General features: G+C 40.8%; 16 protein-coding genes. All 16 read right to left on the bottom strand.

What is annotated here, in order from left to right:
* Window positions 1-5: 5 nt before the first annotated feature.
* On the bottom strand, window positions 6-1,088 hold the full coding sequence (gene flhB, locus LD028_RS05805) for a flagellar biosynthesis protein FlhB (protein ID WP_237811253.1): 1,083 nt from the start codon (window positions 1,086-1,088) through the stop codon (window positions 6-8).
* Window position 1,089: 1 nt separating this feature from the next.
* The gene (gene fliR, locus LD028_RS05810; RefSeq protein ID WP_004891044.1) at window positions 1,090-1,869 is read right to left on the bottom strand and encodes a flagellar biosynthetic protein FliR; all 780 of its coding nucleotides are present in this window, start codon (window positions 1,867-1,869) and stop codon (window positions 1,090-1,092) included.
* Window positions 1,866-2,135 (bottom strand): flagellar biosynthesis protein FliQ, encoded by a 270-nt coding sequence (gene fliQ, locus LD028_RS05815; RefSeq protein WP_035018732.1) that lies wholly within the window; start codon window positions 2,133-2,135, stop codon window positions 1,866-1,868. The genes fliR and fliQ overlap by 4 nt, the downstream gene beginning before the upstream one ends.
* A 14-nt stretch (window positions 2,136-2,149) precedes the next feature.
* Entirely contained in the window at window positions 2,150-2,815 is a 666-nt protein-coding gene (gene fliP, locus LD028_RS05820; protein ID WP_006323082.1) for a flagellar type III secretion system pore protein FliP, read from the bottom strand.
* On the bottom strand, window positions 2,808-3,434 hold the full coding sequence (gene fliZ / locus LD028_RS05825; protein ID WP_237811254.1) for a flagella biosynthesis regulatory protein FliZ: 627 nt from the start codon (window positions 3,432-3,434) through the stop codon (window positions 2,808-2,810). The genes fliP and fliZ overlap by 8 nt, the downstream gene beginning before the upstream one ends.
* Before the next feature lie 12 nt (window positions 3,435-3,446).
* Entirely contained in the window at window positions 3,447-3,806 is a 360-nt protein-coding gene (locus LD028_RS05830) for a chemotaxis protein CheY (protein WP_003394872.1), read from the bottom strand.
* A 19-nt stretch (window positions 3,807-3,825) separates the two neighbouring features.
* Window positions 3,826-4,977, bottom strand: a complete 1,152-nt coding sequence (gene fliY / locus LD028_RS05835) for a flagellar motor switch phosphatase FliY (RefSeq protein WP_077429635.1) — start codon at window positions 4,975-4,977, stop codon at window positions 3,826-3,828.
* Window positions 4,967-5,965, bottom strand: a complete 999-nt coding sequence (gene fliM, locus LD028_RS05840) for a flagellar motor switch protein FliM (RefSeq protein WP_237811255.1) — start codon at window positions 5,963-5,965, stop codon at window positions 4,967-4,969. Before fliM ends, fliY begins: the two co-directional genes overlap by 11 nt.
* A 31-nt stretch (window positions 5,966-5,996) precedes the next feature.
* Window positions 5,997-6,410, bottom strand: coding sequence for a flagellar basal body-associated protein FliL (gene fliL / locus LD028_RS05845; RefSeq protein ID WP_237811275.1), 414 nt, complete (start codon window positions 6,408-6,410; stop codon window positions 5,997-5,999).
* Between the two features lies 1 nt (window position 6,411).
* A complete protein-coding gene (locus tag LD028_RS05850; protein ID WP_237811256.1) occupies window positions 6,412-6,639 on the bottom strand; it encodes a flagellar FlbD family protein in 228 nt (75 codons plus the stop codon).
* 45 nt (window positions 6,640-6,684) lie between these two features.
* Window positions 6,685-8,073 (bottom strand): flagellar hook-basal body complex protein, encoded by a 1,389-nt coding sequence (locus LD028_RS05855; RefSeq protein WP_237811257.1) that lies wholly within the window; start codon window positions 8,071-8,073, stop codon window positions 6,685-6,687.
* Between the two features lie 76 nt (window positions 8,074-8,149).
* A complete protein-coding gene (locus LD028_RS05860; protein WP_237811258.1) occupies window positions 8,150-8,512 on the bottom strand; it encodes a TIGR02530 family flagellar biosynthesis protein in 363 nt (120 codons plus the stop codon).
* A 13-nt stretch (window positions 8,513-8,525) separates the two neighbouring features.
* The gene (locus LD028_RS05865) at window positions 8,526-8,993 is read right to left on the bottom strand and encodes a FlgD family protein (RefSeq protein WP_006323065.1); all 468 of its coding nucleotides are present in this window, start codon (window positions 8,991-8,993) and stop codon (window positions 8,526-8,528) included.
* A gap of 10 nt (window positions 8,994-9,003) precedes the next feature.
* On the bottom strand, window positions 9,004-10,281 hold the full coding sequence (locus tag LD028_RS05870; RefSeq protein ID WP_237811259.1) for a flagellar hook-length control protein FliK: 1,278 nt from the start codon (window positions 10,279-10,281) through the stop codon (window positions 9,004-9,006).
* A gap of 14 nt (window positions 10,282-10,295) precedes the next feature.
* A complete protein-coding gene (locus LD028_RS05875; protein ID WP_237811260.1) occupies window positions 10,296-10,907 on the bottom strand; it encodes a MotE family protein in 612 nt (203 codons plus the stop codon).
* A 6-nt stretch (window positions 10,908-10,913) separates the two neighbouring features.
* The gene (gene fliJ / locus LD028_RS05880; RefSeq protein ID WP_077429190.1) at window positions 10,914-11,357 is read right to left on the bottom strand and encodes a flagellar export protein FliJ; all 444 of its coding nucleotides are present in this window, start codon (window positions 11,355-11,357) and stop codon (window positions 10,914-10,916) included.

Here is an 11,357-nt window from a genome sequence, read left to right on the forward strand (position 1 = left end):
TAAAATTAAAGTTTATTTTTCGTTTTGTAAACGTACGCTAAAATTTCTGCTACTGCTTTGAAAAAAGCTTCTGGAATGACCATCCCGACATCTGTTTGATCGTATAACGCACGTGCAAGCGGCCGATTTTCAACGATCATGACGTCATTTTTTTTCGCGATATCTTTTATTTTTTGCGCCATATAATCTGCTCCTTTCGCGACAACGATCGGAGCGTCTGCTTGCTGTTCATCGTACTTTAACGCCACAGCAAAATGCGTCGGGTTTGTAATGACGACATCTGCTTTCGGCACTTCTTGCATCATGCGGCGCATCGCCATTTCTCGTTGCTTTTGCTTAATGCGTGATTTAATTAACGGGTCTCCTTCTGTCTTTTTGTATTCGTCTTTAATATCTTGTTTTGACATACGAATATTTTTTTCAAAATCATACCGTTGATACAAATAATCGAACAGCGAAAGAAATAGTAAAGCGACAGAAGCAACAAGCCCCATTTGAATCGTTAAACGTCCAAGCGTCGCGGCAATTGCTCCAATTGATTTATGCGATAACGATAAAATATCATCGATGTTCATCCATAAAATAGAGAATGTGACAACACCAACAAACAATACTTTTAAAATCGATTTGAGCAATTCTACAAGGGCGCGGAGCGAAAAAATGCGTTTAAACCCTTGGATCGGGTCAAGTTTACTTAACTTCATTTGTAGAGGTTCCGTCGTAAATAAAAAACCGACTTGCACAAAATTAGCAAATAACGCCGCCGCGATCGCCGCTAAAAAAATAGGTCCAACGAGCAATGCAAGTTGCTGTAGGAGATCAACGAAAATGAGCTGTACAGAATCGATCGTCACATCCATGAAAAAATAATGTTGAAACGACTGGCGAAATAGCCGAGTAATTGCATCTCCCCACATACCGGAAGAAAAAGAGAGGACGAGAAAAACGATAAGCATTAAAAAGGCAGCTGTCACATCTGCACTTTTTGCTACTTGTCCCTTTTTACGCACTTCTTGCCGTTTTCTTGGCGTCGCTTTTTCTGTTTTTTCTCCTGCAAAAAACTGCAGATCGACCGACAACCAGCTCACGCTACGCCCCTCCTAACAATTTCATCATGCCGCGCATCGATATAAAAGCGAATTCAAACAATTGCTTTGTGACGGCAAACATACTTGAAAATACGATGACAAACAGCACAAAACTAACGATAATTTTTACGGGAAGACCGATCACAAAAATGTTCATTTGTGGGACAGTTCGCGCGACAATACCAAGTGCTACATCGACTAAAAACAAACATCCAACAATCGGAATAGCCATTTGTAAAGCAATGACGAACATCGCTTGAAATAAACGAACAACTTGTTCTGCGATTTGTTCATTTCCAAACGAAACGAGATGATCGAGCGGAATGAATTGATAGCTATAAAAAATACCGTCTAACAACATATGATGTCCATTGACGGCGAGTAAAAAAAACAAAGCGATCGTGTATAAATATTGTCCCATTAATGGGCTTTGGGCGCCTGTTTGCGGATCGATGACGTTTGCAATCGCAAACCCCATTTGAAAATCGATGAATCCGCCCGCAATTTGAATAGCCGACATAATGATAAATGCAACAAGCCCAATCAATAATCCGACAAGCACTTCTTTAATTAACAACATCATATACGTCCCGTCAATATCCAATGGCTTTGGATCAAGCGAAAAAAACATGAGCCAACTAATAAAAAAGGCAAAACCGATTTTATGAACGTTTGGCACGTTTCGATATGAGAAAAGCGGCATCGTCACAAAGAATGAAGCGACGCGCGCAAAAATAAGTAAAAAAGTTGGTACATACGTGTATAGCTCCATACGCTTCATCCTACAAATTTACTTAAGTTGCTAAAAATATTGTATGCATATGACACCATGCGCGAAAGCATCCACGGTCCGAAAAAAACGAGACCGAGTAACACGGCAACAATTTTAGGAACAAACGCTAACGTTTGTTCTTGAATTTGCGTCGTCGCTTGCAAAATGCTAATCAATAGCCCGACCGCAAGCGCAAGCAACATGAGCGGTCCGCATACGACAAGCACCATATACACACCGCGTTCCGCGACTTGAATGACAAAATCGGGACTCATTTTTCCCACCTACTTTAAAAGCTTTCTAATAATGATTTCACAACTAAATACCAACCATCCACAAGAACAAACAGTAAAATTTTAAACGGTAACGAAATCATGACCGGCGGTAACATCATCATTCCCATCGACATTAATACGCTTGCCACAATCATATCAATGACTAAAAACGGAATGAATAGCATGAAACCGATTTGAAACGCTGTTTTTAATTCGCTAATCGCAAAAGCAGGGACGAGCGCTGACATCGGAATATCTTGTACTGTTTTTGGCTGTTCAGCCCCTGCGTAGCTCAAAAATAAAGCTAAATCTTTTTGTCGCGTATGTTTGCTCATAAACTCTTTTAATGGTGCTTCGGCTCGTTCATATGCTTGCTCTAAATTAATTTTTTCATCAAACAGCGGCTGCAAGGCGTCACGATTAATTTGTTGAAACGTCGGTGCCATAATAAAAAATGTTAAAAATAAAGATAGCCCGATAATGACTTGGTTCGGCGGCATTTGTTGCGTGCCGAGCGCTGTTCTGACAAACGATAAGACGATCACGATGCGCGTAAACGACGTCACCATAATTAAAATGCCTGGCGCAATCGATAAGACCGTCAGCAACAATAACAGCTTCACAGATGTCGCTACGTTTTCGGGCGCGCTATTATTAAAAAACTGCATCACTTCATTCATGTGAATCCCTTTCTTTTTCCAGCGCTCTCATCGCTTGTTTTCGCTTCTCAACCAACTGTTGTAACTCTCGATCGAACAATTGGCGAAAACGAGGCTCGTTTGTTTTTCGCTGTAAAAGCGATTGCAATGATTTCCATACGTTTGTATCAAGCAATGAATCGAGGCGCGCTTCATGTTGCTTAAGCAACTCCTCAATTTCTTGCTCATCCGTAATTTCTTTGAGCAAGTGAATCGATTCACCTACACCAACAACTAACACACGCCGACCGACTTTCACAATTTGAATCGTTCGGTTTGTACCTAAACTTGTCCCACCTAAATGTTGAATGAGCCCTTTTCGCTCATAAAATCGGTTTTGTTTATTTAACCATTTTAAAAGCGCATATAACAAAAATATAACAAAAGCAGTTGCACCAATCAGTTTAACGAAATCCCAAACGGTAATCGGAGTCGATTCCGAAACTGTTGCCGTTTGAGTTGCCTCATTCGTTTGTTGTTCTTTACACTTTTCTGGATGTTCTACACATTCTTTTACGCTATTCGTTTGTTCTGCAAAAGCAGGAGAAACTGCTTGCAGAACAACGAACGCGCACAACATGATGATGCGAATATAGCGCAATGAATTCCACCTCTAACCGAGCGTTTTATTAATCGCTTCAATGACGCGATCTGCTTGGAACGGTTTGACAATAAAATCTTTTGCTCCTGCTTGAATCGCATCGATAACCATCGCTTGTTGCCCCATGGCTGAACACATAATGACTTTTGCGTTGCTGTCAATTTTTTTAATTTCTTTCAACGCCGTAATGCCATCCATCTCTGGCATCGTAATGTCCATTGTGACTAAGTCTGGGCGAAACTCTTTATATTTTTCGACCGCTTGCGCCCCATCAGCTGCTTCCGCAACAACTTCGTGCCCGTTTTTCGTTAAAATATCTTTAATCATCATTCTCATAAATGCTGCATCATCAACAATTAAAATTCTCGCCATTCTCCAAAAACCTCCCGAATTATCGTAATTTGTTTAACCGATCGCTTTGGCTAATAATGCTCGTCACACGCACGCCGAAATTTTCATCGATGACGACAACTTCACCTTTCGCGATCAATTTGTTATTAACTAAAATGTCAACCGGTTCACCAGCCAGCTTATCAAGTTCAATGATGGAGCCTGATGATAAACTTAAAATATCTTGCACAGAGCGCTTCGTTCGCCCGAGTTCCACCGTCACTTGCAACGGAATATCAAGCAACATATCAAGATTGCGTGATTCCGCTTCTGGCAATGGCGCTGGTTCAAAACTTGCAAAAGCAACAGGCTGGACGTTGACAGGCTGCTGCACGGCTCCCGTCCCAAAATGTTGAGGAGCTTCTTTTTGCGTTTGTTGAGCCGATGAAGGCGCTGGTTTCGTCTGTGCGGATGGCGCGGTTTGATGTGGCTCGTTCGTATTTATTGTAGCTGATGTTTCGGTCTTTGTACTAGACGGATTTAATAAATTTTCGACTAATTCTTTCGCAAAATGAATTGGCAACAGTTGCATAATATTCGAATCAATTAAATTGCCTACTTTTAAACGGAACGATACTTTAACAAGTACGTCGTCCGGCGGTAAATATTCAAATCCTTCGCCTTCCGATAAATCAAGTAAGTGTAAACTTGGTGGCGAAATATCAACTTTTTTGCTAAAGATCGTCGACATCGACGTCGCAGCCGAACCCATCATTTGGTTCATCGCTTCTTGTACAGCACTCAATTGAATTTCGTCCATAAAATCGGGTGGATTTGTGCCATCTCCCCCCATCATTAAATCTGCGATAATCGCAGCGTCAGATTGTTTAATGACAAGTAAATTTGTTCCTAAAAACCCTTCGGTATAGCTGACTTGAATCGCAACGTACGGATGCGGAAACTCTTCTGCTACGCGCGCACGTTCGATGAGTGAAACGCTCGGCGTTGTAATTTCAACTTTTTGATTTAATAACATCGATAACGCTGTCGCTGAACTACCAAACGAAATATTTCCAATTTCACCAAGCGCATCTTGCTCGATTGGTGTTAATACTTCATCGATCGACATTGTGCTAGACGGCATCGGGTCTTCGTCAATTCCTCGCAACAACGCATCAATCTCATCTTGAGATAACATATCGTCACTCATCATCGCCGTCTTCCCCCTTTATCACATCTAAAATTTGTATAGCTAATCGTTTATTCATTTTTCCTGGCTGCCCGATAAATTTCGGCACATCTCCTACTTTAATCACGAGTGGATCACGTACCGTTTGATCGAGTTGAATGACATCACCAACAGAGAGTTGCAAAAATTCTTGAATGGAGATCGTCGATGTACCGAGCTCTGCGATCATTGGCACCTTCGTTTGCTTTAATCGCTTTTGCAACGTCGCAACTTCTTCAGGTTCACGAGCCTTTTTTTGCGTTTGCATCCAATAATGAACAGATAATTTCGGAATGATTGGTTCTAACACAACGTGCGGAATACAAATGTTAATCATTCCGCTCGTATCACCAATTTGTGTATTTAACGAAATAACGACAACCGTCTCATTTGGTGATACCATTTGTAAAAATTGTGGATTGACTTCAAAATCTGTGAGCATCGGATCGATGTCTGCGACGGACTCCCACGCTTCACGCAAGTTGCTAAACGCTTTTTCAAACAAACTGGACATAATTTTTGTTTCAATTTCGGTTAAATTTTCGATTTTATTTAAACTTACACCTCTGCCTCCCAATACGCGATCAAGCATAGCATAGGCGATGTTTGGGTTGACCTCTAACAGCACGCGTCCATCCAAAGGTGGAACTTCAAACACCGTTAAAATCGTCATTTTCGGAATAGAGCGAATAAACTCTTCGTATGGCAATTGATCAGCCGATGCGACGGAAATTTGCACATATGTGCGCAATTGCGCGGAAAAAAACGTCGTCAATAGTCGAGCAAAGTTTTCATGTATGCGCGTTAAACTGCGAATTTGATCTTTTGAAAACCGCAACGCCCGTTTAAAGTCATACACTTTCACTTTTTTCTCTGCTTCTTCTTTTTTCAGCTCATCCGCGTCCATCTCTCCAGCAGACAACGCTGCAAGCAAGGCATCAATTTCACTTTGTGATAAAACTTCTCCTGACACTGTTCTCACCTCCTACTCCTATTCATTTTATTTACTGGAGAATAAAGGAGGTTATATAAATTTTCTCAACTTTTCCTTCTTGCATAAGCTCATTGATGCGTTCACGCAATTTTTTCTCTAGAAGCAGTTTTCCTTGTTTTCCTTTAAACTGTTCCGCCGTCATTTCGGATAATTCTTCAATAATGATGTTTTTAATTTGAAAATCGCGTTTTTCCGCTTCTTCTTTTGCTTTTTCGCTATCTGTTTGAACTTTAAACGCGATTTTAATAAAGCTTCCATCCATTAAATTCGTCATCATTTCCGGGACATCAAACGAGCTGGCGACGATTTCATCAACCGTCGGTTCTTTTGGCTCATTATTGCCCATAAATTTCATGACAACAACAAGGGCAACGACGCTAACAAGCGTAATCACTCCCATAATAATTAGCATCATCTTTAACATCTTATTGTCTTTCAACGTCGGATCCCTCCGCCTCTCTCCTTAATCCGAGCACAGAAATGTTACGATAAAACGTTTCTACTAGTAACATAACATCTTCTACAGACTCCCGCACGACAAACTTTTTGCCATTTGTTAACGTAATGGTCGTGTCTGGAAACGCTTCAACTTGTTCTATGTATATCGCGTTTAGTGTGAATTGTTTTCCATTTAACCGCGTTAATGTAATCATATGTATGCGGGCACTAGACAGAGCCTAGTGCCCTCCCCTCCCTTATTATTTCTTTAAGTTAACTAATTCTTGTAAAATCTCGTCCGATGTTGTAATAATGCGCGTGTTTGCTTGGAATCCGCGTTGCGCAACAATCATTTCCGTAAACTCTTCGGATAAGTCTACGTTCGACATTTCGAGCGCACCGGAAATAATTTCACCGGCACCGTTTAAACCTGGGCGCGACAACTCATTAATCGTCAAGCCGTCTGCATTGCGGTCAAGTTTACCAGAGTTGTTCGTTTCTTTAAACGTATTCCCCCCCATTTTCTCTAAACCTGTTGGGTTTGGAAATTGCGCTAATAAAATTTGACCTGCAATTTTTAATTGTCCATTGCTATCGATGAACGTCACTTTTCCATCCGCTGTAATCCCGAAGCTTTTCGCCGTTTTTGGAATTTGAATGAGGCCCGGTTCAAAGCTTGTGACATTTCCGTATTTCGGCTCGCTGTAGTCTTGCAACACTTGTTGAACACTTTCAACAAAACCACTAATTCCTTCTAAATATGGTCCCATCATTTTTTCTGCTTCTGCTAACGTATCCGGCCAATCCGCCCCGTTTGCTGGAAGCAAAGGAACAGGGTTAATGCTAGCTTTAGGAGATACGCGATCATTAAAATATGTCCCAGCTGCTGCAAGCGTTGTATCGTTCGGATCCGTCTTCCCTGTTATTTTCTCGTTTAAGGTGCTTAATTCATTGTTAAAGTTGTTAATAAAAGTAATAAAATCCGTTTGTGTCGTTGGATCGTTATCAGGATCTTTCGTGAACTCTTCTTTCCATTTTTTTATAAAGTTTACAAGACCGTTTGCACTATTAAGAAATGTTTCTAAATCACGTCTTGCTTGAGCTACATGCGGCGCATTCGTAATGACTGTATCCACATCTTTAATCGCTGCTTCACCGATCAAATATTGTCCATCGGAGTTCACAATATAACCATACTCATCTAAATAAAAGTTCCCTGCACGTGTAAAGCTTAAATTAAAGACGCGGTCAATAGGTACTCCTGTATTTACTTTATTTGTCCCTAGTTTTCCAGCTGGTCCGTCCATGCTAATTAATGTGACATCATTAATCGATCCGACAACGAAAAAACCGTCGCCACCGAGCGCTAAGTCAAGTGGACGTGATGTCGTTTGCGTCGATCCTTGCGTATGAATCGTTTCGATTGAACCGAGACCGCTTCCCAATCCGATTTGTTTACCGTTAATTCCCCCGCGCGTTCCTGTCGATGATGTCGCGGCGGAAATTTGTTGGGAAACGAGATCTTTAAATGTGACGCGCGCTTTTTTATAGCCATACGTATTGACGTTAGAAATATTGTTACCAATGACGTCTAATTTATATTGAAAGTTGCGAATACCACCAATTCCAGTAAACATGGAACGTAACATATAATCCTCTCCTTTTCTTTGTTTGAGCGGCTTCTGTCATTCCGCACGCTCGAAGGCTTCCTGTAAAGGTCCAGCCTTATATAATAATGGCTCCGTTAATATTCGTAAACAATTGGCTCTGTGCTTCATGGCGATCCATTGCAGTAATGACCGTTTGGTTTACTGCGCTAACAATTAATGCCGCCTCATTTGTAATGATGAGCGAGTCGCGTACCCCTTTTTGTTTTGCCTCGACAACTTTTTGTCCAATCAAGGCCCATTGTTCATCGTTAATATGAATATTTCGCTCTTGCAATCGTTGTTGGGCGTGTTTGCTTATTTTTAGCGTTTGCTCTGCTTTGACAAGCGCATCGCGAAACGATTGTTGCTCTGTTTGGACAGCCGCCTGTTTTTTCGGCGGAATCAACGGGGTGTGCGGGAAAAATTGAATGCGATTCATTTTCTCACCTCCTTTATTGCGACACTTTTGTGACGCGAGAGGCTAACACCGTTTCTCCTTGTTCAAGCTCTAACCATATGTCTGTTCCTTTTTGGACGACAGCTCTCACTACACCGCTTTGTTCATCCCATGTAACCGTCTTTCCAATCCATTCGCTATATTGAGCGAGCGACGGCGCAGACTGTTGCTGGATAAGCTTTTGCAATGCATCTAATGTGCCTACAAGTTTTTCCGATGTACCCGTTTGTGTCTCAATAAACTTGCTCATCATATTCGACATATTGACCATTTGTTCAAGCGATGAGAAATTCGCCATTTGTGAAATAAATTCACGGTCTTCCATCGGATTTAACGGATCTTGATGTTGCAATTGGGCAATTAAAATTTTTAAAAAATCATCTTTTCCTAATGAGCTTTTTCCTGTTTCACGCTGCGCGACTTGGCGTTGCGATAAAAGCAAACTTGGATCGATCGCAGTCATATGATCACCTCTATTCAAAGTCAAACCACTCTTTTAACCACTCATCAAACGATTGATCACGCTCATTCTTCTCTTCTCTCTGTTGCTCTTGTTGTTGCTGTTGCTGCTTTTGTTGCTGGAATGAATGATCGCGAAATTTCGCTTGGTCAAATACGTTAAATTGTTCAACCGTAATGTGATCGGCAATATGAGCAAGCTGATGAATATGTTGTTCCACTAGCTGTTTCGCCGCTTCAGTCGATGTAATCATTTTTGCCGTTAGCTTTCCTTTTTGTTGAATAAGCTTAATTGTTATATATCCTAAATGTTCAGGTTGAAGGCGAATCAGCATTTGCGCATTGCCGTTTTTCCATCGCGTGAATTGACTTGAACGAACAATTCGCTCAAACTGTGCGACAAACGGTGTTTCATTCGTCGTATCAATCGTTGGTCGGTCAAACGGTACATATTTATCATCTGATTGTTGAACAGCGTGTACCAAATGAGACAACTGACTCGTCCATTGTTTGCGCTCTTGTGGCAATTGTACAACTTTCTTCTGTACAGGATCAGGGAATTGCTCTGTTTGGAAACGTGTATTTGCTGATTGCGCATAAGAATGTACTGAATATTTTTGCAACGCTTCATCGTTTACGTTTCCATCTGTTAAACGTTGTTCAACATTTGGAGTTAACCGCTCACGAGCAAATAAAAGTGATTTCCATGTTTCACCATGTTGTATGTTTTCATTCGTTTCCCATCGCTTTTGGCTGTCTATCATCGTTTGAATCATCGCTGTAATTGTTCCACTTCGCTCATCATGTGCCTCAAACAAATGGCGTAACGTTGCACGTGCCTGTTCAATTATTGGTTCTGGAATCGTCCATTGCTTCTGTTCTAGTTGAAATAAAGCAATGATGAGCATCAGTTCATCTTTTTCATCATGGTCATCGGACGCCGAAAACATCGTTTCAAACGGTGGCTCAGCTGAAAATTGTTGAACAATTTGCTCTTTCGTTTCTTCTGGTAAAAGAGAAAGAAACGATTGTATCATTTCAGTTGATAATATGTGCTTGTCTGCATACCCATCGTGCGTTGGCAGCTGTTGAAACCATTGCTGCAACTGTTCCCAATCGACTTGTTGTACCACATTTTGTTCATTTTGTTGCTTGGACAATGGTTGTAACGATTGTGACGTCTGGCGCAACGATAAAACCAATTGGGAAAATGCATCCCCATCACCTTTTTGAACGGTTGCTTGCTGATTAGATCCAAATGGAGCCATGAAAGAAACTCCGGCGATATTCATTTCTTCACCTCCTTTCAATTGTTCGCTTTTTTCGCAAGCAAGCTCGTATATTTCGCGGCGTTTGCGGCATCCATTTTTTCTAAAATGGCCGCCACTTTGTCTGTTTTTAACTTTGATAATAAATGAACCGCTTCTTGATCTGACATTTGCGGAATAATTTCCGCTGCCTTTTTTGGTGACATCGTTTCATACATTTTCACAACGTCTACACGCGTAGCATCTGTCTGCTCTGTTGACGGTGTTGTCGGCTGTTGTGCTTGTTCTTTTTCCGTCTGCAAACGTGCGATTTCTTGCTTAAGCGCATCAATTTCTGCATCTTTTTCTTTTATAGTATCTTTCGTTTTTGTAAGCTCCTTTTCTTTCTCAACAATGGTTGCTTTTAGCTCAACGATTTGCTCTTCTAGTTTCTTTTTTTCGTTCGCTTCTGTTCCTTCAATCCATTGAGAAACAAATGGCAATTGCCCCGCATATTTTTTCCCTTGTTCAAATACGTTAATACCAGAGAACGTTAGAATAAGTAAAACAACGGAGATGGTGAATAAAAGCGGGATGAAGACGATAAAAAGAAACCATTGAAGCTTGCTCGCTTTTTTCGTCTCTTCTTCTTTTTTTTCAAATTGTTCCATCAACACTCACCTTGTTTCTCGATAACAATATTGTTGAATTGAAATATCATCCATTTGCTTTTGTTCTGCAATTCGCATTTGTTGCGCGATCATTTCATCATGTTTTTCTTTTATTTTTTCGTATTTTTTCACCTCTACATTCAATTCAACTAACTTTAGTTGTTTCAACTCCATTTGTTGACGCGCTTGCATAACAAGATGCTGGTAATGGTCGATGACGCGCTGCAAATTGTTCATAAATTGTTGAAACGAACGGATATGTTGAACAGCCAACCCTGATTGTAATTGTTGTTTATGTTGTTCCTCGTAGTCTTCTTTTTGTTTTAAAAAGTGGTACAGTTTTTCTGCCACTTCTTCAAAGCGACGGCGCGCCTCTTCATATTCGTGTAGCGCTTTTTGTTTTTCATACTCTTTTAAATTTAAAATTTTCGTTAATTGAAATGATGTCAT

Origin of the sequence: Anoxybacillus sp. LAT27 (genome assembly GCF_022030075.1) — a bacterium.
Classification (GTDB): domain Bacteria; phylum Bacillota; class Bacilli; order Bacillales; family Anoxybacillaceae; genus Anoxybacillus; species Anoxybacillus kestanbolensis.

Coding starts and splice junctions, on each gene's coding strand:
- fliR (WP_004891044.1), bottom strand. CDS start 1,869: ATGAAGCGTATGGAGCTATACACGTATGTACCAACTTTTTTACTTATT.
- LD028_RS05830 (WP_003394872.1), bottom strand. CDS start 3,806: ATGGCGAGAATTTTAATTGTTGATGATGCAGCATTTATGAGAATGATG.
- LD028_RS05870 (WP_237811259.1), bottom strand. CDS start 10,281: ATGAATATCGCCGGAGTTTCTTTCATGGCTCCATTTGGATCTAATCAG.
- fliL (WP_237811275.1), bottom strand. CDS start 6,410: ATGTTAAAGATGATGCTAATTATTATGGGAGTGATTACGCTTGTTAGC.
- LD028_RS05875 (WP_237811260.1), bottom strand. CDS start 10,907: ATGGAACAATTTGAAAAAAAAGAAGAAGAGACGAAAAAAGCGAGCAAG.
- LD028_RS05855 (WP_237811257.1), bottom strand. CDS start 8,073: ATGTTACGTTCCATGTTTACTGGAATTGGTGGTATTCGCAACTTTCAA.
- fliY (WP_077429635.1), bottom strand. CDS start 4,977: ATGATGAGTGACGATATGTTATCTCAAGATGAGATTGATGCGTTGTTG.
- LD028_RS05860 (WP_237811258.1), bottom strand. CDS start 8,512: ATGAATCGCATTCAATTTTTCCCGCACACCCCGTTGATTCCGCCGAAA.
- LD028_RS05850 (WP_237811256.1), bottom strand. CDS start 6,639: ATGATTACATTAACGCGGTTAAATGGAAAACAATTCACACTAAACGCG.
- fliJ (WP_077429190.1), bottom strand. CDS start 11,357: ATGACATCATTTCAATTAACGAAAATTTTAAATTTAAAAGAGTATGAA.
- LD028_RS05865 (WP_006323065.1), bottom strand. CDS start 8,993: ATGACTGCGATCGATCCAAGTTTGCTTTTATCGCAACGCCAAGTCGCG.
- fliQ (WP_035018732.1), bottom strand. CDS start 2,135: ATGAGTCCCGATTTTGTCATTCAAGTCGCGGAACGCGGTGTGTATATG.
- fliP (WP_006323082.1), bottom strand. CDS start 2,815: ATGAATGAAGTGATGCAGTTTTTTAATAATAGCGCGCCCGAAAACGTA.